The sequence below is a fragment of the Streptosporangium sp. NPDC000396 genome (assembly GCF_042898655.1).
Classification (GTDB): Bacteria; Actinomycetota; Actinomycetes; order Streptosporangiales; family Streptosporangiaceae; genus Streptosporangium.
In genome coordinates, this window is sequence record NZ_JBIAZA010000037.1 from 72030 (window position 1) to 93219 (window position 21190).

Here is a 21190-nt window from a genome sequence, read left to right on the forward strand (position 1 = left end):
GTTTCGCGGCCGGTTGTCGGTGAGGATGGGGGTGTGTCCACGCGGCTGTCCTGGTTGGCTTCGGCGCGACGGTCGCGCAGGGTTCCGGCCGGGGTCGCGACCGTCCTGGTGGTGCTGGGCGTCGTCGCGACCGCCGTCTCACTGGACGCGCCGTCCGACGGCAGCGTCGTGCGGCTGGGCTGGTCGACGTGGCGTCTCGACGGCGTCGTGGTGGACGTGCCGGCCGCGCCCTCGGGGCCTGGGCTGCGGACCGGGGACCTGGTGATCGCCGTCGCGGGCGAGCGCCTGGCCGACGGGCTCGGCGCCGTCTCTCGTCCCGGCCTGGGCGCCAGCGTCCCGTACGGCGTGGCCGGCGAGGACGCGGTCGTGGCGGTGCGCGTCGATCGGCCCGATCCGTACCCGCTGCTCGTGCAGGGCTGGGGCAATCTCGTGTTCGTCCTCGCGCTGGCGGGGCTGGCGGCCGCGCTGTACCTGCGACGGCCCGAGGCGCCCGCGACGGCCCCGCTGCTCGTGCTCGCGGCCGGGCTGCTGGGCAGCACGCTCACCGTCGCCGTCGGGCTGCCCGTACTCGCGCTGGCCACCGGCGGCCCTCAGCTCTGGCTGTTCCACATCAACGCGATCGTGTCGTACTCCATCGGCTGGGGAGCGTTCCTGGCCTTCGTGCTCGCGTTCACGGCTCGTCAGCCTCTGTCGCCCCGTACCCAGAAGACGATCGCCGTCGCGTACGCCGCGCCCCTGGCCGCGATGGCCGCGTGGAGCGGGGTCGCGGCGCTGATGGCGCCTGACGCGCTGCGGTGGCTCGGCCTGCTGCACAGCGGTCAGACGGCGGTGGTGGCGCTGGTGCTGGTGGCCGGGACGGTCTGGGGCGCGATCAGCTATCGCGGCAACCCGGATCCGCTGATGCGCGGGCGGATGCGCTGGATGCTGGGCGGCGGCGCGGCCGCGGCCGTACTCGGCATCGCGGGCTGGCACCTCCCGGAACTGATCACCGGAATGCAGCCGCTGCCGTGGGGCGCGCTCGGCCTGTCGGGACTGCCGTTCGTGGCCGGGATCGGGGTCGCGCTGCGCCGCCACCGCCTGTTCAACATCGAGAGGCTGGCCAACCGCTCGCTGGTGTACGCCACCGTGGTCGCGATCCTGCTCGCCGGGTATGCGGCCGTGGTCGCGCTACTGGTCAGCGTGCTGCGGCTGTCGGGCACCGTGGCCGCCGCGCTCGCCGCGGCCAGTGCGGCGCTCGCGCTGGCGCCGCTGCGCAACGCGGCGCAGAGCACCGTCAACCGGGTGATGTACGGCGACCGCCACGACCCGGAGGGGGCGCTGACCCGCCTCGGGACACGGCTGCAGGCGGTGCTGCTGCCCGCCGAGATGCTACCGGCGATCGTGGAAACCGTGGCCCGGTCGTTACGCGTGCCGTACGTGGCGATCGACCTGGTGGACGGCGCGGGCGAGCGCCACTCGGCGGCCCGGCACGGCGTCGCGGCGGGCGAGGTGCACGCCGAGCCGCTGCGCTACCAAGGGACGCTCGTCGGGCTCCTGCTGGTCTCGGCGCGCGGCTCGGACGACCCGCTCGACTCCATCGACCTCAGCCTGATCGCCTCGCTGGCGCAGCAGGTGGGAAGCGCGGTGCAGGCGGTACGGCTGCACGACGACCTGGCCCGCTCCCGCGCCGAGGTGGTGGCCTCACGGGAGGACGAACGCCGCCGGCTCCGCCGCGACCTGCACGACGGGCTGGGACCGACGCTGGCCGCGATCGGGCTCAAGGCCGCGCTGGCGGCCCGCGCCGTACCGGGTGACTCGGCGGCGCGTTCCCTGCTCGGCGAGATATCCGCGGAGGCGAGCGCGTCGCTGACCGACATCCGGCGCCTGGTCGAGGCGCTGCGCCCGCCCGCGCTGGACGAGTTGGGCATCGTCGGAGCGGTACGCTCCCGAGCAGCGACCCTGGCGGGAGCGATGCCGATCGAGGTCATCGGCGAGGAAGGCTTGCCGCCGCTGCCCGCCGCGGTCGAGACGGCGGCGTACCGGATCGCCGTCGAGGCGATCACCAACGCGGTCCGGCACAGCGGCGCGACCGGCTGCACGGCCGAGATCGCGCTGGCGGCCGACGGCGTCGAGGTGACGGTACGCGACGACGGCCGCGGGCTCGATCCTGAGCGGGCGCCCGGGGTGGGGCTGCGTTCCATGCGGGAGCGGGCCGCCGAGGTCGGCGGGGAATGGTCGATATGCTCCCTGCCCGAGGGGGGCACCTGTGTGCGCGCCTTCCTGCCGGCGGATCTGGGCGAGTCTGGGAGGGCACGATGATCCGGCTGATCCTTGCCGACGACCACCCCGTGTTCGCGTCGGGTCTGCAGGCCCTGCTCGACTCCGAGGAGGACATGACGGTGCTCGCGGTCGCCGTGACCGGCGAGGAAGCGCTGCGCTCGGCGATCGAGCACCGGCCCGACGTCGCGGTGCTCGACGTCAACATGCCCGGCGGCGACGGGCTCACGGTCACCTCCCGGATGCGGGCCGCCGGTCTGCCCACGCGTGCGCTGATCCTGACGATGTACGACGACGACGAGAACGTCCTGGCCGCCCTGCGGGCCGGCGCCCACGGCTACGCGCTCAAGGGCGCCGGCCCCGAGGAGATCACGGCCACGGTCCGCGCGGTCGCCCGCGGCGAGGCGGTCTTCGGCGCTGGCGTGGCGACGCGGCTGCTCGCGCACTTCTCCAAGGCCGTCGTGGCTTCCCCGTTCCCGCAGCTCACCGAGCGGGAACATGAGGTGCTCGGGCTGGTCGCGCGGGGCCTGGACAACACGGCGATCGCGCGGCGCCTCGGCGTGAGCGGCAAGACCGTGCGCAACCACGTCTCGAACGTACTGACCAAGTTGCAGCTGGCCGACCGGCCCGCGGCGATCGTACGGGCCCGCGAGGCGGGACTCGGCGGAGCGCCCGAATCCTCCTAACGCCCCCTTTCGCCGGCACCGCGCCCGGGAACAACCTCCCGGATCGGCTGGGACCCGGGACCCATGACGACGGGACGCGGTACCACCCACCCTGAGGGTGACTGATCGACGAGCCACCTTCAGGAAAGGACGATCCCATGCGCGGGACCCAAAGGATGTTGGGCGCCATATCGACCACTGCGGCCCTGATCGCGGGGCTGACCTTCGCCACCACCGGAACCGCCCACGCGCAGGGCACCACCGCCCTGGCCGCCAAGACCTTCTACTTCGGAACGATGCGGGCGGGCGACTGCACGATGTTCTCGGGTGCCCGATGGACCTTGACCTCCGACGGCAAGGCCTCCTTCGATGGCACGGTCACCAGCAGTGATGACGACGACGCCTGGCTGATGTGGGCGAAGATCAAGGATGAGAACGGCGCCGTGCTCGGCTGGCTGAGACACACCCGCTCCAACCCTACGAACCTGACGAAGTTCGTCAAGAACATGCCCAGCCACACCGAGCCGTACCGGTGGCAGATCAAGGACACCGAGGCAGAGTTCGACGCCGACCTGTTCCCGCTCATCAAGCACATGTCGCTGAGCAAGCACTGCTGAGCCCGCACCGCCGGCCCTGACGATGGACATGAGAGCGCAGGCGCTCGGCGGGCTGGGGCTGCTGGCCTCGGCGATGCTCTGCCTCGCCGGGACCCTGACCGCATCCGCCGAGGTGATGTGGGGGGCCGGCGCATGGGCCGGGGTGGCGGCGACCGCGACGGTGTACCGCGACGTCGCGCGGCACGCAGGACGGGGGCGGGCCGCCGTCGCACTGGCCCTGCTCGGGGTGGTCGCCTCGGCCTGGATGGTCGAGGCGACGCTGCGGGTCACCGGCGGGCGGTGGGTCGCGGCGCAGTCCGTCCCGTGGCTCGCCTTGGCCTATGCCGCCGCCGTCAGCATCGCGCTGCTGGCGTACGGGCTCGCCCGCGCCGGACTGGTCCGGCCGGCGGCTGGAGCGGTCATTGCGCTCGCCGCTCTGCTCGGCCCGCTCACCGGCGATCCGGGAGCCCCCTACCTCCTGGGTGCTGGCCCCTCGGCGCCGCTCTGCTCGTCGGCGCGATCCGAATATGCATCCCGGCACGGAGGTCGCAGGACGGTCCGGCCGGGGACTCGTCCCAATGAACGACCTGATCCATACGGTACGAAAGGAAAGATCGTCATGACCAACCCGAACTTCTCGTCGTGGCAGAGCCAGCAGAACGCCAACCAGAACGCGGCCAGGGCGGCCCAGTGGGCGCGCCAATCCACTCAGGACTCGGCGCGGCTGGCGCGCCGGTCCGGCCGGTCGAGCTTCGTCGGCAACGTGATCGCGCTGCTGATCGTCATCGCCGTCCTCGTCGTCGCCGCGCCGTTTGTCCTGGAGATCATCGCCCGCGTCGGCTTCTGAGGCTTCTGAGGTGACAAGGGAAGTGAAGCTGCATCGACTTCACGATCATGAGGCAGAGGCACGGCCGCGTCGCGGGGGTGGACCTGCAATGGAGTCGGCTTAGCGTGCGTTCCGGTTCCATTGCAGGTCCACCCCCGTGCTCGCCGAGGAACGGCGCCAGCGCGCCGCACTGCAGGCCTTCGTGGACAGCTGGCAGAACCCGGACCAGTGAGCTCCGGCGATCAGGCAGAGGGAGAGCGGTCGTCGCCTTCCAGCGCCCGATACAGCGTCGAGCGGCCGACCTTGAGGGCCGTGGCGATCGCGGTGACCGGCTCCCCGCGGGCGGGGCGGGCGCGGGCGGTGGCCAGGACGGCCTCGGTCACTGTGGAGGGCCGGCCGCCCGCTGCAGCCGCTCCGGTCCGGCCTGGCCGGCGTCCCGCTGGACCCACTGCTTGGCCAGCTCGACGAGGTGGTCGCTGACCTCGTCCTTGTCCCACGCGGTGCCGTCCCACTTGCCGGAGCCGACCACCGGGCCAGCGCGTGGCGGGCAGGAGGCCGGCTCACGCACGCGCGTAGTCCTGTCACAAAAGTCACGAGACCACGGTGCGCCTCTCGCGCACGCGTGACCCTGGATTCTTACCGGCCCCTCGAGGTCGCAGCCGCGCGGACCGCGGTCGAAGAGATCGTCGCCAGTTCGGGCCGAGCCGGCATGAATAAGGTCGTGATGCCCAGCGTCTCGTTCATGGTGGCCAGCTGATACTCGCGCACTCCGTCGATAGCGTTCCGCACGCCACGGATGATCACTCCGGCTCCGTGTTGCTGGCAGTAGGCCACTGTCAGCCCGCTCCAGGCTGCAACTGTCACGTTCTTCCAGTCCGCCGGGAGAGTGGCACGGATGTCCAGCGCGCGTTCCGCACCCGTCTTGGTGGGCCGCTTCTCGTCATTGACCGCGACCAGCACCGTTACGTGTTCGAACAAGCGCCGCGCCCGATCAACGAGATCCCGATGACCGTCAGTGAAGGGGTCGAACGTTCCGGGATAGACAGCTCGGGAGCTTCGGGGATCGCCCACAGGTTTGTGAAACATCGACACATGCTAGGGGGTCGAGGAGGATCCACGCAGGATTGAACGATAGGAGCGCGGGAGCCGGGACGAGGAAGAACGGATGCGCACCTGCAACGGAACCGGACAGCACGCTGAAGGTGATGACGTGCGATCAGGTTCGGCGCAGCCGGGGGAAGCATGTCAGACCCTCTCAAAAGACACATAATCATCTGAGGGGCACGCGAAGAGGCCATTACGGCTCGCCATCGGCAGGCTACGGGGCGATAGGAGTGCCGTCGGAGTTGAACCGGTGCTTGGCCAGCAAGTCGCGTCGGATCTGACGGCGGCTGGTAATGGCGGTCACGCAGGCGCCCAGCAGAGCGCCGAGTTTGAGCCCCCAGGAGCCGGGCTCGCCGATCAACCCGAGGCCGTCCACCAGTGTGCATGGCAGGAAAACCAGGAATGTCCACGACCCGAGAAGGCGCAGGAGAAAAAACCGGCCACGGACGTCGTCACGGACCCACCAGCGGTAGCGCAAGGGAAGTCGCTTGCCGAACAGGCGGTAGCAGAGCCAGTGCCATAGGGGAGGGCGCTCCCGCAGGCGCCAGGCCGCGCCGGCGCGCAGCACGTCCAGCACGGTGCGCAGGTCCGGCCGGGACCGGCCGGGGTCGGCCAGATCGAGAAGGGTGCCCAGGAACTCCTCGCCGCGCGCGTGCATGAAGCGCGGCGGATATGCCACGCGCAGCAGCAGGCGGCAGCGGTCGGCGTAGGCGTCGCTGTGGCTTTCGGCGGCGAGGTGCTCGTGTCCGGTCATCGCGTTCCCCACTCCGGCCGCAGGGACAAACGGTGCCGGGCGGTGGCGGCCAGGCGTGTCAGGCGGGAGGTCTCCTCGGCCAGGACGGTGCGGCCGTGGCCGTGGCCGGTCGTAGTAGCGGCGGTGGCGGCCGGCGACGACCTCTTCTTTGACCACGGACACCAGGCCGTCGCCCGACAATCGGTCGAGCGCACCGTACAGGGTGCCTGCACCGAGCCGCACTCGCTCCTCCGACAGGTCCCGGACGGCTTTGATCACGCCGTAGCCATGGAGCGGGCCGTCGGCCAGGGCCAACAGGATGAGGTAACTCTGCTCACGTAGCGCCATATGCGATATATATCGCTAAGCGTTGTATAGATAAATGGGTGATCATATTCGGGTCGCGCTGAACCGCAGCACGCGGTACGACCCTCGCGCGAACGCTCCGGCCGCCCTTCTGGGCCTCCCTCGGGGTTGAAGCCGTTGGCGCTGAGAATGATCCTGAGCGAAGTATGACGTCGGACTTCGGTGTGTGATCGCCCTACCTGGAGGTTTCCGGCCCGTGGATGATGCGGTGGATGATGGAGCGTCCGACGCTGTACTCGGTGGCCAGATCGGCCAGGGACACCTCGCCCTCGGCGTAGCGGCGGCGAATGGAGCGCCGGGCGGGTTCGGGCAGCTTGGGCTGCTTGCCCTTGAGCTTGCCGTTCTTCTTCGCCGGCGCCATGCCCTCACGGGTGCGCAGGCGCCCGAGGTCGACCTCGAACTCGGCGACCATGGCGAGAGTCTACAGGAACAGCCGGCCGAACGGGTCGGTCCAGTCGTAGACAGAGCCGCCGAGTCCGAACAGGACGCCACGCCCGGACAGGCCGGTCAGGGTCTCGTTGGCCTCGGCCATGTTGCGGGCGAACCGGTCGAACGTGATCACGGTGAACACCGTCCCGTCCCACACGGCGGCGAGGGCCTGGTCGAGGCCGGCGCGGTTACGGCGGGTGGTGCCGGAGAAACCGCGGTCGATGTAGATCCGGCTTTCCGGGACACCGAGGCCAGGAGCTGCCCGGCCTGGATGATGACGTCTTGCTCGTCGATGGAGCAGCGGGCGTAGCCGACGCGGGTTCCGCTCTTCACGCCTGTCCCCCTCACGAGTCGTCTCGTAGAGGAGGTACGTGGGATCTACCTCGGTAGCATGCCTCCATTCAGAACGGTAGGGAGATGCCGAGAAGACGGGCGGGCCGGTCAGTCAGGTCAGCGGCTGATGGGGAACGCGGACGCCAGATGTGCAGGTCACCGGCGAGGTCGATCGGGTCCGAGTCCCTTGCTGATTCGGGTGCGCAGGGAGTGCAGGGCCTGCCTGAGTTCGGCCGGTTCGATGTCTGTGATGTCGGCGTCGAAGGTGAGGAGCAGTCCTGCCAACCCTGGCCATGACCATGCGCCGAGTGTGAGTCGGCAAGTGGTTTCGGTGTCGTACCCGACTGTTGATCCGCCGGGGGCGAACCGGGCGACGGTGGAGGCGGGCAGGGCAACGACGGCTGAGCCGCGGCATTGCCATTCGGCAGCGGCGTCTCCGCGGTCGTGTGCGGTCATGACGAAGGCGACGGGATCGCCGTGCGGGATGTCACGTCGGTCGAAGGGGGTGTGCGTGGGCATGTGTGGTTTGATGCGGTCCATGCGCATCGCGCGCCATCGGTCCGCATCCAGCTCGAAGGCGACCAGGTACCAGCGTGCGGCCCAGACCACGAGGTCGTGCGGTTCCAGCATGAGTGTGGCGGGTTCGCCGTCACCGGTGTAGTCCACGCGAACGAGATGCTGCCGGTTGATCGCGCTGCCAACGGCGCGGACGATCTCGGCGTCGATCGGTGGCGCGGGGAACTCCCAGTAGTTGCGGGCTGAGGAGACGGTGAACGCTTCGGCGTGCAGGCGACTGCGCGTGGGCATCGCCTGGTGCAGCGTGGCGAGAGCACGGGCCGCGTTCTCGCGGATGCCGGAGAGGACCGTCGGCACGGTCTGGAGTGCGACGGCCGTGGCGACGGCCTGATCTTCATCGAATACGACCGGCGGCAAGCGGGTAGCGCGACCGAGCCGATATCCTCCACCTGCTCCGCGGACGGCCTCGATCTCGTACCCGAGGTCCCGGAGCGTATCAATATCGCGACGCACGGTTCTCACCGACGCTCCGAGCCGGGTGGCGAGCTCCTCGGCGGTAAGGATCGTACCGATCCCGAAGATCGACAGCAGCTTGAGCGTCCGCGCGGAGGTAGCAGCCATGATTCTCCGATTCTCTCACCGATAGCGGTCACTCGACGGCAACTATGCCCGCGATGGTGGCCGACATGACCGATTCATCGAACCCCCGAGCGAGCATCCGCACAACTGAGGCTTCCCCGGCACTCATCGCCAGCGCCGGCGCGACCACGGCGCTGTTGGTGGTGCTCTTCGGTTCCTTCATGGACCTTCTCGATGCGACGATCGTCACCGTCGCGGCCCCGGCGATAGCCCAAGACCTGGGTGCCGGCGACGCTCAGATCCAGTGGACGATCGCCGCCTACACCCTCGCCCTGGGCGCGGGCCTGATCACCGGCGGACGGCTCGGTGATCAGTACGGCCGCAAACGGCTGTTCATGATCGGGCTGGCCGGGTTCATGGTCACCTCGGCGCTGTGCGCGCTGGCCGTCGATCCGGGGATGCTCATCGGCATGCGGGCCGGGCAGGGACTGACCGCCGGAATCATGGTCCCGCAGGTGTTCGGGATCATCCGGGCATCATTCGCTCCGGACGAGCGTGCCAAGGCGTTCGGCGCTTACGGAGCGGTCCAGGGCCTCGCCTCGGTCGCCGGCCCGCTGCTGGGCGGGCTGCTCGTCGACGCCAACCTGTTCGACCTGGGCTGGCGCACGATCTTCTGGATCAACGTGCCCGTCTCGATCCTGGCTCTCATCAGCGGAGCGAAGGTCCTGCCGGAGTCCCGCTCCGCCTCGACCGCGCGACTGGACCTCCCAGGCGCGCTCCTCGCGGCCACGGGCATTCTTCTCCTGCTGCTGCCGATCATCCAGACCGAGACATGGGGATGGACCTGGGCCAGCTACGCCCTCCTCGCAGCCGGAATCATCGTGCTCGCGATCTTCCTCGCCTACGAGCGCCGCCTCACCGGACGCGGAAACGAACCTGTCTTTGACCCGGCTCTGCTGAGAATCCGCGCCTTCGCAGTCGGCCTGAGCGCTTCGGTGCTCTTTTTCGGCGGCATCGGGTCGTACTTCCTCACCCTCTCGGTCTACCTCCAGAACGGAACCGGCCGAACCGCGTGGGAGACCGGCCTGGTGATCCTCCCGTACGCGCTCGGCTCGATCATCACCTCCGGCCTCGGCGTCGCTCTCGCCGCCAAAGCGGGCAGAACGCTCCTGATCACCGGCTCGCTCACCATCGCGGCATCTCAGCTCGTCCTGTGGTTCATCGTCAAGGACGGCAACGATCCCGGATACTGGCTCCTCGCCCTCGCACTCTTCATCGGTGGCCTCGGGCTCGGTCTCGCCGCACCCATTCTCATCAACGTCGTCCTCGCAGGCGTCCCCGGACGCAACGCAGGCGCCGCAGGCGGAGTGCTCTCCACCGTCAACCAGATCGGCGGCGCTGTCGGCATCGCCGTTCTCGGCACGATCTTCTTCACCACCGTCACCGGTTCAGCCACCGGAGCGCCGGTGCTGCCCGACTACAGTCACGCGCTCAGCATCGTCCTGATCGTCTCCACCGCGCTCTACCTGATCACGGCACTCGTGATGCTCGCACTTCCGAAAGCCGCAGTCGAGCACGCCGAGTAGAGAACCTATGCCGGGGCGAACGTATCGCCCCGGCATAAGCACCACAGGCAAGCAGCAGTCATGCCCGGAGGCCAGCAGGACGGACCAGGCACAAGTCTCACGACTACGCGCCGATTCTCGCGCGGACACGGTCTGCCGTTGAGGATCTTGCCACTAGGTACACCCGCCGCATCTGCGGCCCCGGGGTCTACTCCCCTTCCTCGCCCACGCCGCCGTCGGGAAGGTCTGGGATCTCACCGAGCTGCCGTAAGCCTTCGGCCGGGGCGGAGGAGGAGATGGAGTAGCGGCCCAGGACGTTGAGGTGGGCGTGGCCGAGCGGGGACAGCCGGGCGGCGTCCTCATCCTTGACCGGGACGCCTTGGGCGCGCAACTGGTCGAGCGCGGCCGACAGGTACTTCGAGTTCCACAGCGCGACGGCGTTGACGACGAGACCAAGAGCCGCTAGTTGATCTTCTTGTCCTTCGCGGTATGTCTTGCGGATCTGGCCGCCTGCGCCGTGGCAGATCTTGCGGGCGAGCCGGTGCCGGGACTCCTGGACGGTGAGCTGCTTGTTCAGCTTGCGCCGATAGGTGTCGTCGATCGGGTCCAGGATGCTGATCAGGGTGTCGAGGATGTACAGCGAGTCGCGCGGCATGCCGGGCACGACCATCTGCCCGATCCCCATCACCTGATCATTTACTGCGTTGAGGAGTGTGAGGCCGCGTTTGTAGCCGAAGTACTTCGGCGATGGGGCAGCGTTGATCGTCTGGACCGGGACGACGAACCGCAGCCCGTCGACCGACGGCCAGCAGCCCGCCGCCCCACAGCGCCACGATCGGCACGCCGCGCTGGGCCTCGATCAGGATCGCGTTCGCGGCGGCGTGCGTCCATCAAGATCGCGAAGTGTCACTGGAGTATTAGCTGACCGGATTGGTTGTTCGGCCCGGTCGGCCCGGTTGGCCCGGCCGGCAGTGGCCGGTTCGGTGCTCGCGTTCCCGGTGGTGGCCGTCGCGGTGTTCGGTGGCTCGGCGTGATGCGCCGGGTGGCGCCGCCGTTCTCGGGTTTCGGCTCGCCGCGGAGATGTCCGGCGGGGTTAGGCGGCCTCGCCGTGGGCGGCAGGTGGAAGCGTTGGCCTCTCTACTGCGCTGCGCTGGGAGAGCCCAGTCCGGCGGGGCCGCACGTAAGGGGACGGGGGGTGATCTCGGGCAGGAGGATCAGACCACGAGGCTGTGCACTACACCTGCGGAGACGGACGTGAGTCCGCTAACTCCTGTCCGGATGCCGATGGGGAAGGGGCTGTCGGTGGTGGAGCCGTTGCCGAGCCGGCCGTTGCTGTTGTCGCCCCAGGTCTGGACGGGCTGGTTGGGGGCCAGCGCACCAGACAGTCATCGGCCTCAACACGTACGACTGGACTGGTAGGCGGGGGTCAGCCCCTACAGCCTTAGATCGCTACCCATGCCTCGAAGATGTGGCAATTGTAGTCATCGCCATATACCACCGCGGTAGGTCCACTGCCGCCGCCGGAGGTACGCGATACCCACTCTCCGTAGATAGTGCGTGTGTACGGATAGGTCGGGGAGCTGCACCTTGCCCCTACGCGGTAGCTTCCGCTTCCCCCCTCGCAAATGGCCCACGCCCAGTTACCCGTATAGAGGTGATTAGAAGTGCAATCCCAGACAGATGCCTGAGCAGGACTGCTAAAAACACCTATAGCGGCCACAGCAAGAGCAGCGACCATGAAGATTCGCAGACCGGTGACGCGTTTTCTGCCCGTGTTCAAAAATCCTCCCATGTGCGGATGGCCGCTATCAGCATTTACGTGTTGCCCGCAGGACCTCATCTGCGTGCGTTTGTTTGCCCATCCCGAAACAGGAGACGTATGGCCGCGCGCTCGCCACCATCACGGGCCCACGGTCTACCTATTCTCGGTGATTACATCCTTACGCCGTAACACGTGATTTCCGGATCATGGTCACACGTGGTAAGAGCTCGGGTCAAGGCCTTCGAGGCAACTCGCCATGGGTAGCGGTACGGCTGGCGGAAGCTGGCGACGGCCGCCGCGCACGGCGATGATCGTCTCGTATTCGTGTATCGGCGTGCCCATGTGGCCCTCCACTCGGGTCGGTACGACCAAGTGCAAAGTAGCTCTGCGTAGTCACCGCGTTCATGGAGTGGCCTTCGGTTAATGTCCACAGATGCGTCGAGAAACGAGGGCGGTCTCAAGGGATCAACGCATCACCACACAATGGGCCTTGATCATCAGTGGAGGTGCCTGTGCGGGACTACGGGTTGTCACCCGAGCGCCAAGATGAGGTCTGGCGGCGATGGCGCGGCGGAGAATCATTGAGCTCCATCGCCCGAGGCGTCGGTGCCCCCACTGCAGCATGTACGGCGGTTCTTCTCCCAGACCGGTGACGTCCGGCCGACTCCCGCGCGACGCTCCCCCGGCATTTGGCCATTGCCGAGCGGGAGGAGGTCTCCCGCGGTCTGGCCGCCGGCCACTCGGCGCGGGCGATCACCCGGCAGCTGGGACACTCAGCCTCGACCGTCTCCCGGGAGATCGCCCGCAATGGCGGCCGCGAGCGCTACCGGGCTCAGAGCGCCGAAGACAACGCCCGCCGCCGGGCCTGCCGTCCCAAGCCCGCCAAGCTGGCCCGGCACCCTCAGCTGCGCCGCCTGACGCAGGAAGACCTCGATGGCATCGCCGCCGAACTTAACAATCGACCTCGCCGGATCCATGGATTCCGAAGCCCGGCCGAGGTCTACGCTGACCTCATCAAAGACGGTGATGCGTTGGTCCCTTGAGACCGTCACCGTTTCCGGGACGGATGTTTTCCGGGGCGGCAGGGCCCGTCGAGGCCTCGGCCACCGCGGCGGCCGCCTTCTCTTTCGCCCTGCTGCTTGGCTTTCGCCGCGGCCTGCTTGGCCCACAGCTTGGCCAGCCCGGCCAGGCCGGCGTTGACCTCCATGCGATCCCACTTGGCCGGATCCCACCGAGTGGTGCCGAAGATGGACTTGGCCACCCGGTACTTCCAGCCCTTGCGCTGCCGCAGGGCCCGCATGTGCTCGGCGTAGCCCTCCGGGCCGCCGGAGTCCTCGGGCGGGCAGGCCCGGCCGCCGCCGCTGCACCGCGGGTAGACCGTGTTCGCCGCCGCCCGGTGGACCTTCTCCACCTCGATGTCGTGATCCCAGCAGTCGCCCAGGTCATAGCGGTAGCCCAGCCAGTCCCCGGCCTGGGGGATCAGGCCGGCCAGCGTCACCTTCGTCTCGTCGCCGGCGTTGTCGCCGTACTCCCGATCGCCCTTGCCGAACAGGTGCAGGTGGTGCTGCTCCCAGCCCATCGCGACCTGAATCACCTCGTGCAGCTCGACCAGAATCGCCTCCGACGGCCCATGGACCCGCCGCCACACCGGCGGGCGGACCTCCCGCAAGGTGAGCTTCAACTGGTGGACGGCGCCCACGGCGACCCGGCCTTTTGTGACGACGGGCGTCACCGTAGTCGGAAGATCACCGATACGGGACGGTTTCAGGACTACTGCGGACGTGTGGGCCACGCGTGTAACGCTCCCGAGTCGCGCGGCCGCCGTCTCGACGGACCCGCAGGTCACCGCCCTCCGTCCGGCGGTCATGTACCGGATAACAGTTCCTTATCCAGTACATGCGCTCAGGAGCACCCTCGACATCCCAGACTGCCCTTCACCAGGGGTAACACCCGCCCATGATCCACTGAATGTGGATTTTGACCTTATGCGGGCTGAATCCCAATGGCGTCGGTGCTGCCACAACCGGACCGACACATCCGCCTGGACGCCCGCGCCCTGGCGGGGATCACGCCTTGATTGCGGTGCCTTGTGCGGAGACGAGGCGCCAGACACCGAGGGCATCAGCGGCGTAAACGTGGGTGTAGCGGCTCTCGGCGCTGAACGTGGCACCGCCGGGGTTGGTGAAGTTCATGCCAGTACGCCCAACGACGATGCCTACCGTGCCAATGACCCGGACGATCGCCTCGTCCAGGAACGAATGGATTCGCGGGAACCGGAGAGAGCCGGAGGCCACCAGGTTCAGCACGATCTTTCTGTCGGCGACGGCCCCGTCCTCGACGCCGACCAGAACGAAGTCGTCTGCCAGTAGCTCCTCCAGAACGGCAAGATCGCTGGCCACTAGGGCGTCGAAGAAACTCTGGTCGCGCTTGAGGAGGGTGACCCGATCCATGTTGCTCATGCTGCGACGGTAAACGTTGACGCTGGTGACAAGGTCAAGCCAACTTCGGAGGCCCTCCACTCGGGTCCGTGCGACCAAGTGCAAAGTAGCTCTGCGTGATCGCTTGCCAGTGTCGATATACCTTCGTCTGTCGACACTCCGCCGGGAAACTACGAGGTCGCAGGTGGTGAGCGTCGAGAACTCGTGCCGAGAACCGACGTCGGCAAACGGGTCGGTGAGCGGATTCCGACAGGCTGATTAGGACGGTTCCATCTGGCCCCACTTGGCGGTTTGACTTGGCCCCACTTGTTGATCACAGTGTGAATTCGTGACGGCTTGAAATGGCCCCACCTGGAGCGAGTCCCAGTACTCCCGAGCACCACCTGCGCTGGCCGTCAACCACCCGAGCCGCTCGCGGCGGTGTCCAGCGCCGAGCCCGCCTGATCGGCCAGCGTGACCGCGACCAGGCGCGCTTGCAACGGCGGGATCGTCCCCGGGGTGGGCTCGAGCATGAACCGGGGCATGACGAGCATCGGAACGAAAAGTCCCGTGTCTTCACCGCGCTCGCGGAGCTCATCGTCGAAGGCAGCCGCGAGAGCTTGGACGCCACCCGCGCCCGCGGCCAGCGCCTGGGCCGCGCGCCGGCGGATCCCACGGGCGGCAGCAGCAGTCCTCGTGTCACGGCCGCGTGGCAGCGAAACAAACATGTAACATTTAATCGCGTCGACCTTCCGAAGCTTACTCCAGGACCACCCTTCCGCCCGTCTGAAATCTTTCGACGGGCATCGGTGATACTTCGGCGGACAGCAATCTCTTACCATCGTGAAATTGACTGGTTCTGTCATCACACTTACGGTGACGCCTGCCTGGTCGGAAAGGTGGCGACACTCGTCACCGCAGCGCGGAGGGTCGATTAATGTTCGACCTCCGTGCTTTCTGCCCATTTATTGCCCTCTTGTCGGATGGACGAGATCGTCGACCGTGCTTATGGTGGTGATCCTCACCGATATGGCCCGCTCCGGTGGGTCGGAATGGGAGTGCAGATGGCGACCAATGAACCGCTCCGCCTCGATCTGGACGCGCTCGACGTGATGACGGTCGAGCTCCCCGGCGAGGATCTCGTGAAGGCCCTGGGCATGGGTCTCGGCAACACCGAAGTGGGTGCCTCGGGCATTGCGCGTACGAGCTGGCTCATCTAAGCCTCCCCGGACATGGTCTCGACCCGTCGTGGCCTGCCGGGACGTGTCGAGATCGACGCGGCTCGCCGCACGGTGGACGCGAGCGTGGTTGCCAGGGTCGCCGCGCTACCGGTGACGGCGCTCGCGGAGCTGAGGTGCACAGCCACGTGGCGGAGCGTCCAGGAGATCCTCGCGGCCCGTGGCCGGCTGGCCGTCGAGGGCCGGCGGCTCGCGGACGAACTGGAGCCGCTGATCGGAGCGGTCGGGCCGGGCCCGGCGCGCTCGGCGCTGGTGGCGTTGCGGCGGGCGCTGTACAACGCAAGGCGGCCGGCGGGCCGTGCCTGGCCGGTGGAGATCGCTTCCGGCCTCGGTCCGCGCGTCGCGGCCTGGCTCACGGACCTCGATCGGCATGACGCGCTCGTCCGACAGCTGCCGGACCTGCTCGATCAGGAGCGCCGGGGCACCTACGAAGTGCTGCGCCGGTGGGTCGGCACCGACGCCTTCGGCTATGGCGTGCTCCAGGCGGGACCGGCGATGTCCGCCGCGCTGCGCCAGTGGCTGGCCTCGCCGCCCGGCAGCGTCCCGCCGCGCCAGGTCGCGCTCCGGCTCACCAGGTACCTGGCCCGCGTCGTGGCGAAGACCAGCCCGCACGCGACCTTCATGATGGCGGCTCTGGGGCAGTGGAGCGACGACGGCGAGCCGGTCCGCTGGGACGGGCCATGGGCGTGGCGGAGCGCTGTCGAGCCGAACGTGCCCCTGCTGCTCCGGCTGCTCACCGACCTGGCCCGCGTCGACGGCGGGCTCGCCGCCCTCTTCGAGGTCAGGCCCAACCCGAGCATCGAGGAGGACAACGGGCGCCTGTGGTACGTGACCGGCCAGGAGGACGCCTACAGCGGCATCGCCGCGTCCCAACCGCTCCGGCGGCTGCTGCGCCCGCCGTACGACGACCTCCGTACCCAGGCCGGCGGCGCGCTCGACCGGCTGGTCGACCTGGGAGTGCTGGAACTCCACCCCCCGGTCGCCGACCAGGCCGCCGCGCACCTCGCCGACCTGACCGATCGGCTCGGCACGCATCCGGCGGGCAAAGCGCTGGCCGCCGTACAGGAGGCGCTCGCTTGTTACCCGGAGGCGGCCCGCGTGTCCGAACGTGAGGCGCTGCAGCGGAAGGTACGGTCCGCGTTCGCCGAACTTGCCGGAGACGATACCGATCGCCTGCCGGACCGCAACCTTTTCCACGAGAACGCCGTGGTCACCACACTCGGCCCGCGGCTGGGCCTGGCCGCCTGGCGTCCCGCCCTGGGCGACCTGCACGCGATCGTCGACTTCGCGGCGGTCTTCGATCGTGATGGCGTCGCCCGGCTACTCGCCGCCGACCTGTTCGCGGAGTGGTTCGGCGCCGGCGCGCAGGTGCCGTTCGGGCGGTTCCACCGAATGCTCGCGCAGCGCACCCATCCGGCCGCACCCGGCACCCCGGCCGGTGAGCTGCACGCGCTCATGTACCCGTGGCAGGAGCGACACCCGCCCGGCCGGACGCCCGCCGTGCCCCGGCTCGACGAGCTTCGAGACGCCCGGACGGCGGCGCTGGCCGCGGTGCGCGAGCTGCTGCCCGAGACCCCGGACGCGCTTACCATCGACCCGACGGTGCTGGCCTCTCTCGCCACCGACCGCCCCGAGTTCGTCCGTCCGGTGGGGTCGCTGTCCTGCTTCGTGCAGACGATCAGCTCGCCGGACGGCACGCCGGTGCGGCTGGTGCTCAACGGTCTTGGCCCGGGGCACGGCGCGATGCGCAGCCGCGTGCACCGCCTGCTGCGGGTCGCCGGAGTTCCTGCTGGCGAAAACCGCCTGCTCGGGACGGAACGCGACATGCCGGTGGAGATCACCGGGCTGTTCGGCAGCAACGTCAACCTGCGTTCCCCGGTGGCGGCCCAGGAGATCGGCTATCCGGGCGTGGTCCCGAGCGGCCCGGCCACGTTCGACCTGCGGGACCTGGCCGTCCGGCACGAGTCCGGCGCCGGCGGCCTCGTTCTGGTGCACGCCGGGCACGGCACCCGGCTCCGGCCGGTGTACACCGGGATAGTCGCGCCCATGCTGCTGCCGCGTACGGCCCGCCTCTTGCTCCAGCTCTTCGGCGACATGCCCAGCCCGGTGATGGAGCTGGCGTCGGTCTTCTCCCGTCCGCCGGAGTCGGTGCCGGCCCGTGTCGAGCGTACGGCCCGGGTGTCGGTCGGTCGGGTCACCGTAGCCCGTGCCGCCTGGTATGTCCCGGTGCGCGAAATCCCGCGCCGGGGCAAGAACTCCGCTGCAGCGCACCTGCTCGCGCTCGCGGCCTGGTTCGCCGAGCACTCCCTGCCGGAACGTTGTTTCGTCTCCTCGGGCGATCCCGGCGCGCCGGTCCGCGAAAGGCTGCACATGGTGCGGCTCGCCAAACCGACCTATCTCGATCTGGCCGACCCCGCGCTGGTCACGCTGTTCGACCGAGGGCTGGACGCGAGCGGATCGGTGGTCGTCTTTCGTGAGCTGCTCCCGGACTTCGAGGCGGCGCTCGGCCTGGAAGGAGACGGCGGCCCCCCTGACCGCCGCCACCATGTGACCGAGTACGTGATCGAGGTAGGCCATGCCTGACCGCTGGATCTCGCTGCACGCCTTCCACCAGGCCGGCACCGACCTGCTGCTCGGCACGGCCGTCGACGGCCTGGTGCGGGAGCTGGACGGACGGCTCGACCGGTTCTTCTTCCTGCGGTACTGGGAGGGCGGCCCGCATCTGCGGCTCCGCCTTCTGCCGCGCGTCCCCGACGACGCGGTGATGATCGAGAAACGCGCCACAGCCGTGCTGGAAGAGCACCTCGCGGCGTATCCGACGACGGTCACGTGGGACCGCGAGCGCTACGCGCTGCTCGCCCAGGAGTTCGCCCGGCAGGAGGGCCTGGTCGCCTACGACCGCCGGCTGCGGCCCGACGACCACGTGGAGGCCATCGCCTACCGGCCCGAGTACGCGACGTTCGGCGGGCCGCAGGCGGTGGCCGCCGTCGAGCGGCACTTCACCGACTCCAGCCGGATCGCGCTGGCGATCCTACGCGGCGAGCACGATCACCGGCGGCGGCTGGGCCACGCCCTCGCCGCGATGATGCTCGCCCTCGTGGCCTGGGAACCCGACCCTCGCCGCCTGGGCCCCCTGCTGGCCCGGGAACAGGACCGCTGGGATCCGGCACCGGCCCGCGCCCGGCAGGTGGAGATCTTCACGAAACAGCGCGAAGCCCTCACCGCACAGGCCGAACGGTGCCGGCTCATCGCCGCCCGCACCGCCTCGTCCGAGAGCCACGCCCCTGCTCCCTCCGCCGACGGGCCGCCCCCGGGCGGTGTCCTCGACGCGCGCGACGCTCACGACTCGCTCAGCGCATGGTGGCGCTCGATCGACACCCTGCACCGGCGCCTCGTCGTGCTCCAGCGGGCCGGAGGCTTCTATCCGGTCCGCAGGGAGGGGGCATCGCGCTCCCCCGGCCGCCCTCGCATTCCTGACACCCCTGGCCCCGCCGGCGTCGACACCTCGGAGGATGCGGAACGCCACGACGTCCTGATCGTGCTGAACCGGTGCGTCCACCTGTTCTGCAACCGGCTCGGCCTGTCGATCGTCGAAGAAGCGCACCTGCGCTACCTGACCGCCGTCACCCTGGACGGGCTGGCGCAGAAAGAGGGAACCTCGTGAGCGACCTCCCCTGGCACAGCATCCAGATCCGCTACTACGACCAAGACAAGGACGGACTGATCCTGGACTGCGTCCGCCCGCTGCTCGAGCACCTGGACGGCCTCTTGCAGCAGCCGTACCTCGTCCGCCACTGGCGCCAGGGACCGCACCTGCGGCTCAACTTCCGCGCGACCCTGAAGGACTGGGAACGCGAGATCCTCCCCGTCGCGACCGAAACGATCACCAGATATCTGCGCGAGCACCCGTCCACCACCCGCCTCGACGAGCACGAGCAACTCGCCGCCCACCGCCTGCTGGTCGTACTCGAGCACGAGACCGGCCCGCTGCAGCCCTGGTACTCGGACAACTCCCTGCAGACCGAGCCGTACGACGACCGGCTGCGCGTCTTCGGCGGCCAGCCGCTGGCGAACCTGATCGACGCGGCCGCCGCGGAGAGCACCCGGCTCGCCTTCGGCACGCTGGACAAGGTCCGCCGGGGCGAGCTCGCGCTGTTCGCGGTCGCCATCGACCTCATGATCGCCCTGGCGCACGTGAGCGTCCCGCCGATCGGCCGCGGCTACATGTCCTACCGCTCGCACGCCGCAGCGGCCGCCTCGTCATGCGAGGACCGGGACGCGGTCACGGCCGCGTTCGAAGCCAGGTATCGCAAGAACGCCAGGGAAATGCGCGCGACGGTGGTCGACCTGGTCGCGTCGATCGACGCGGGCGACCCGGCGCCGCACGTACGCGACTGGATCGCCTTCACCCACCGCCAGAAGGAGATCGCTCTCCCGCTGCTGGCCCGCAAGGAGATCGACCTGGACGTCCCCGACCAGCCGGTGGCCAACCGCCGCCACCCGGTCGACTATTTCGACGTGCTCATGTCTACCGACCGGTACCGCACCGAGATCCTCGAATCGGACTGGTTCCTCGCCCACCGCCTCGTGGTCAACATGCTCTACGCGCACCTGGCCAGGCTCGGCATCACCCCGATCCAGCGGTACCTGTTCTGCTATCTGATCGCCTCCGCGGTGGAGGAGGAGTATGGCATCTCCTCTCTGGAGAAGGCCCGCGATTACCTGCTCAGCGGCTGAGCCGCCTTCGGCGCATCCGAACGGAAGGTCACGGTAAGCCGCTCAACTCTGCGCTGTTAACGGGATTTTTCGTTCCGATGCTCGTCATGCCCCGAACCGGCCGTAGAAGCGGCCGTTGCCGAAGGTGCGCAGCTCGACCTCGGTATCGGGCAGTCCGAGCCGGTCGGCGTTCCAGCGTCTGCGGCCCCAGGACACGCTGCCGTCTTGTTCCAGCCGGGGCGGGTGGCCGATCAAAGTGCCGTACTCGAAACGACAGCTGCGTAGGTGTAGCACCTCGGTGAGCTGGGTGGTGACGTGATCGACCACAGTTTCGGGCGCCTTGGCGCTTTGGGCCAGGGCGGCGGTGTCGTGGATGCGGGCCAGGTAGTCGGCGTCGGTGATGGTCACCACCTTCAGCTTCCGGGCGCGGGCGGCCAGCTGCGAGACCGCCAGGCCCACGATGAGCAGCAAGATCGCGGTCTGGATGTCGGCGGGCCTGGTGATGGTGAAGCGCTGGTAGGGCTGGGTGAAGAAGAAGTTGAACCACACCGCGGTCCAGATCGCCGCGAGCGCGCCGGCCAGGCGATTGCCCAGGGCGGCGACCGCGACCACGATCACGACCAGGACGAGCGCGACGCTGGTGTTGGGCAGGATGTCGCGAAACGGCGCCAGCGCCCCCGCGACGGCCAGCGGCGCCGCCAGCGCGGCCAGGAACGCGATGCGGTCTGCGCCGAGACGCCTCAGATGGCCGCCCATCGCTGCACCACCCCCACCCGTTGTGCGTTTACGCAGGTCAACACCCTAGATCTACCCCGCTGTGCGTTATGGTCCACGTATCGCTGTCCGCTCGGCGCGCTCACCCGCCAATGGCCCTCCACCGGGGCGGAGTTCGGTCTGTGGTCTCGGGGGCTGCCGCCCCCGAACCCCTGCCCCGCGAGGGCCTCGCCTCGATGAGCAGGGCAACGGCAGAGATCAGGCCACGTTGGCCTGCTGAGCTGGGCTTCCCCTCGTAACGTAGAGACATCGCCTTAAAGGGGGACGGCGATGGCAGAGACGCGACGGAAGTTCGATCAGGACTTCAAGGACGGG

General features: G+C 68.9%; 23 protein-coding genes and 1 pseudogene. 10 read left to right on the top strand and 14 right to left on the bottom strand.

Going from position 1 to position 21190, the window contains the following annotated elements; all coding sequences use genetic code 11:
* The first annotated feature begins 33 nt into the window (after positions 1 to 33).
* The 4 genes from ACFY2X_RS40510 (at position 34) to ACFY2X_RS40525 (ending at position 4364) form a co-directional block, all read left to right on the top strand.
* The gene (locus ACFY2X_RS40510; protein WP_389948589.1) at positions 34 to 2298 is read left to right on the top strand and encodes a sensor histidine kinase; all 2265 of its coding nucleotides are present in this window, start codon (positions 34 to 36) and stop codon (positions 2296 to 2298) included.
* Positions 2295 to 2942 carry a response regulator gene (locus ACFY2X_RS40515; protein WP_389948591.1) on the top strand — a complete coding sequence of 216 codons (648 nt, stop codon included), beginning with the start codon at positions 2295 to 2297 and terminating at the stop codon, positions 2940 to 2942. Before ACFY2X_RS40510 ends, ACFY2X_RS40515 begins: the two co-directional genes overlap by 4 nt.
* Before the next feature lie 137 nt (positions 2943 to 3079).
* Positions 3080 to 3538, top strand: a complete 459-nt coding sequence (locus ACFY2X_RS40520; protein ID WP_389948593.1) for a DUF6294 family protein — start codon at positions 3080 to 3082, stop codon at positions 3536 to 3538.
* Positions 3539 to 3566: 28 nt separating this feature from the next.
* The gene (locus ACFY2X_RS40525) at positions 3567 to 4364 is read left to right on the top strand and encodes a hypothetical protein (protein WP_389948595.1); all 798 of its coding nucleotides are present in this window, start codon (positions 3567 to 3569) and stop codon (positions 4362 to 4364) included.
* Positions 4365 to 4585: 221 nt separating this feature from the next.
* On the opposite strand, the gene ACFY2X_RS40530 is transcribed toward ACFY2X_RS40525, so the two are convergent.
* The 8 genes from ACFY2X_RS40530 to ACFY2X_RS40565 all read right to left on the bottom strand — a co-directional run bounded on the left by ACFY2X_RS40530 (position 4586) and on the right by ACFY2X_RS40565 (position 8626).
* The gene (locus ACFY2X_RS40530) at positions 4586 to 4726 is read right to left on the bottom strand and encodes a helix-turn-helix domain-containing protein (protein ID WP_389948597.1); all 141 of its coding nucleotides are present in this window, start codon (positions 4724 to 4726) and stop codon (positions 4586 to 4588) included.
* A complete protein-coding gene (locus ACFY2X_RS40535; RefSeq protein WP_389948599.1) occupies positions 4723 to 4911 on the bottom strand; it encodes a hypothetical protein in 189 nt (62 codons plus the stop codon). Before ACFY2X_RS40535 ends, ACFY2X_RS40530 begins: the two co-directional genes overlap by 4 nt.
* 68 nt (positions 4912 to 4979) lie before the next feature.
* Positions 4980 to 5429 (bottom strand): pantetheine-phosphate adenylyltransferase, encoded by a 450-nt coding sequence (gene coaD, locus ACFY2X_RS40540; protein ID WP_389948601.1) that lies wholly within the window; start codon positions 5427 to 5429, stop codon positions 4980 to 4982.
* 232 nt (positions 5430 to 5661) lie between these two features.
* The gene (locus ACFY2X_RS40545; protein ID WP_389948603.1) at positions 5662 to 6528 is read right to left on the bottom strand and encodes a helix-turn-helix transcriptional regulator; all 867 of its coding nucleotides are present in this window, start codon (positions 6526 to 6528) and stop codon (positions 5662 to 5664) included.
* Between the two features lie 193 nt (positions 6529 to 6721).
* On the bottom strand, positions 6722 to 6958 hold the full coding sequence (locus ACFY2X_RS40550; protein ID WP_389948605.1) for a hypothetical protein: 237 nt from the start codon (positions 6956 to 6958) through the stop codon (positions 6722 to 6724).
* A 9-nt stretch (positions 6959 to 6967) separates the two neighbouring features.
* The gene (locus ACFY2X_RS40555; RefSeq protein ID WP_389948637.1) at positions 6968 to 7420 is read right to left on the bottom strand and encodes a recombinase family protein; all 453 of its coding nucleotides are present in this window, start codon (positions 7418 to 7420) and stop codon (positions 6968 to 6970) included.
* Positions 7421 to 7464: 44 nt separating this feature from the next.
* A complete protein-coding gene (locus ACFY2X_RS40560; RefSeq protein ID WP_389948607.1) occupies positions 7465 to 8445 on the bottom strand; it encodes a helix-turn-helix transcriptional regulator in 981 nt (326 codons plus the stop codon).
* Positions 8446 to 8473: 28 nt separating this feature from the next.
* On the bottom strand, positions 8474 to 8626 hold the full coding sequence (locus ACFY2X_RS40565) for a hypothetical protein (RefSeq protein ID WP_389948609.1): 153 nt from the start codon (positions 8624 to 8626) through the stop codon (positions 8474 to 8476).
* On the opposite strand from ACFY2X_RS40565, the gene ACFY2X_RS40570 reads away from it, so the two are divergent.
* Entirely contained in the window at positions 8625 to 9989 is a 1365-nt protein-coding gene (locus tag ACFY2X_RS40570) for an MFS transporter (RefSeq protein WP_389948610.1), read from the top strand. The genes ACFY2X_RS40565 and ACFY2X_RS40570 overlap by 2 nt on opposite strands.
* A 187-nt stretch (positions 9990 to 10176) precedes the next feature.
* On the opposite strand, the pseudogene ACFY2X_RS40575 reads toward ACFY2X_RS40570, so the two are convergent.
* Together ACFY2X_RS40575 and ACFY2X_RS40580 are read right to left on the bottom strand one after the other, a co-directional pair.
* A pseudogene (locus ACFY2X_RS40575) lies at positions 10177 to 10855 on the bottom strand (Tn3 family transposase); the annotation flags it as partial.
* A 327-nt stretch (positions 10856 to 11182) separates the two neighbouring features.
* Positions 11183 to 11353, bottom strand: coding sequence for a hypothetical protein (locus ACFY2X_RS40580; RefSeq protein ID WP_389948639.1), 171 nt, complete (start codon positions 11351 to 11353; stop codon positions 11183 to 11185).
* 1066 nt (positions 11354 to 12419) lie between these two features.
* On the opposite strand from ACFY2X_RS40580, the gene ACFY2X_RS40585 reads away from it, so the two are divergent.
* Positions 12420 to 12773 carry a helix-turn-helix domain-containing protein gene (locus ACFY2X_RS40585; RefSeq protein WP_389948612.1) on the top strand — a complete coding sequence of 118 codons (354 nt, stop codon included), beginning with the start codon at positions 12420 to 12422 and terminating at the stop codon, positions 12771 to 12773.
* A gap of 5 nt (positions 12774 to 12778) precedes the next feature.
* On the opposite strand, the gene ACFY2X_RS40590 is transcribed toward ACFY2X_RS40585, so the two are convergent.
* The 3 genes from ACFY2X_RS40590 to ACFY2X_RS40600 all read right to left on the bottom strand — a co-directional run bounded on the left by ACFY2X_RS40590 (position 12779) and on the right by ACFY2X_RS40600 (position 14875).
* Entirely contained in the window at positions 12779 to 13462 is a 684-nt protein-coding gene (locus ACFY2X_RS40590; protein ID WP_389948614.1) for a plasmid pRiA4b ORF-3 family protein, read from the bottom strand.
* A gap of 334 nt (positions 13463 to 13796) precedes the next feature.
* Complete coding sequence (locus tag ACFY2X_RS40595; RefSeq protein ID WP_389948616.1) at positions 13797 to 14189, bottom strand: nuclear transport factor 2 family protein; 393 nt, start codon at positions 14187 to 14189, stop codon at positions 13797 to 13799.
* A 374-nt stretch (positions 14190 to 14563) separates the two neighbouring features.
* On the bottom strand, positions 14564 to 14875 hold the full coding sequence (locus ACFY2X_RS40600; protein WP_389948618.1) for a hypothetical protein: 312 nt from the start codon (positions 14873 to 14875) through the stop codon (positions 14564 to 14566).
* Between the two features lie 255 nt (positions 14876 to 15130).
* On the opposite strand from ACFY2X_RS40600, the gene ACFY2X_RS40605 reads away from it, so the two are divergent.
* From ACFY2X_RS40605 to ACFY2X_RS40620, 4 genes are read left to right on the top strand one after another with little or no spacing between them, the layout of a single operon-like run.
* A complete protein-coding gene (locus tag ACFY2X_RS40605) occupies positions 15131 to 15367 on the top strand; it encodes a hypothetical protein (protein ID WP_389948620.1) in 237 nt (78 codons plus the stop codon).
* A 12-nt stretch (positions 15368 to 15379) separates the two neighbouring features.
* A complete protein-coding gene (locus ACFY2X_RS40610; protein WP_389948622.1) occupies positions 15380 to 17968 on the top strand; it encodes a lantibiotic dehydratase in 2589 nt (862 codons plus the stop codon).
* A complete protein-coding gene (locus ACFY2X_RS40615) occupies positions 17961 to 19049 on the top strand; it encodes a lantibiotic dehydratase C-terminal domain-containing protein (protein WP_389948624.1) in 1089 nt (362 codons plus the stop codon). The genes ACFY2X_RS40610 and ACFY2X_RS40615 overlap by 8 nt, the downstream gene beginning before the upstream one ends.
* A complete protein-coding gene (locus ACFY2X_RS40620) occupies positions 19046 to 20122 on the top strand; it encodes a thiopeptide maturation pyridine synthase (protein ID WP_389948626.1) in 1077 nt (358 codons plus the stop codon). The genes ACFY2X_RS40615 and ACFY2X_RS40620 overlap by 4 nt, the downstream gene beginning before the upstream one ends.
* 84 nt (positions 20123 to 20206) lie before the next feature.
* Here the strand turns inward: ACFY2X_RS40620 and ACFY2X_RS40625 are convergent, their stop codons facing one another.
* Entirely contained in the window at positions 20207 to 20857 is a 651-nt protein-coding gene (locus ACFY2X_RS40625) for a DUF4118 domain-containing protein (RefSeq protein WP_389948628.1), read from the bottom strand.
* Between the last annotated feature and the right edge of the window lie 333 nt (positions 20858 to 21190).